Annotated in this window: 1 protein-coding gene; it reads right to left on the bottom strand. The window is 46.5% G+C overall.

Features of this window, described 5'->3' with window-relative positions:
* Nucleotides 1-988: DUF7507 domain-containing protein (locus MM214_RS18895; RefSeq protein ID WP_455423564.1), on the bottom strand; the 988-nt coding region annotated here is incomplete at both ends.

Here is a 988-nt window from a genome sequence, read left to right as displayed (position 1 = left end):
CACTTGGATCTTGACCCGTTACCGTAGCCAAGTTGTAGACATAGCCCGCATCAATATCTGCCTGTGTGATCGTATAGGTCGCTGTAAACGTTGATTCATCTATAGCTCCTGGAGCCAAGGAGGCCAATGGTCCACCTACCACTGTTACCAATGGATCGGTAATCAACAAGTTTGTGATTTCTACATTACCCGTGTTCCTTACAGTAAAGCTGTAACTAATCGTCTCGCCTACCTGAGCAAAGCCATCGCCATTCGAATCAACAAACGTTCCTGACTTCAATAGAGTCAAGGCCGCATCTGTACAATCCGCTGGTGGTGCTACCGTAATTTCTTGGTTCTCACATCCTGCAAAGCTTGCTGTCAAAACTACCGATACACCATTTGGTATACCTGTTATCCTTTGATTTGTTGCATCTACTGTTCCTGCTGTACTCGTTACTGTTACTCCTGATGCTGCATAGTAATTGATTTGGTAGCTCGTCGCTCCAACCTCACATACCGCACCCGAGATACTCAGTAGTGGCTCTGTACATGGATCATCACAGCTTATTGGGGCTGATACAACTACGCTTGTTGCGCAGTCGCCTGTGCCTGCTGTTATGGTCAAGTCTGTGCCTAATGGAATTCCTGTTACCGTCTGCTCAGCTACATTCAATGTACCTGAAGATACTGTAATATCTGTTGTGCCTGGAGCTACTAGGTATGCCACACTATATGTGCCTGATCCTAGGCCTTCACAAACACCGTTGCCTACTGTTAAATTAGGGAACACACAGTCTGTTGGACAGGTCGCTGGTGCTACTACTGTTGCCACTGTTTCGCAACCAACACCGCTTGAGGCGGTTACAATTACATCTACTCCCAATGGCGCTGTAACTACTCCGCCTGCGTATGTACCTGCACTTACTGTTACGTTCGTTGCATTTGTGGTTACTGTAAAGCTGTACCCTGTATCTGAACAGGTTACTGTTCCTACTGTTAAAATTGG

The sequence above is a fragment of the Belliella kenyensis genome (assembly GCF_022549675.1).
GTDB lineage: Bacteria > Bacteroidota > Bacteroidia > Cytophagales > Cyclobacteriaceae > Belliella > Belliella kenyensis.
Note: the sequence above shows the minus strand (reverse complement) of the source record. Positions and strands in the feature narration are given on the sequence as shown.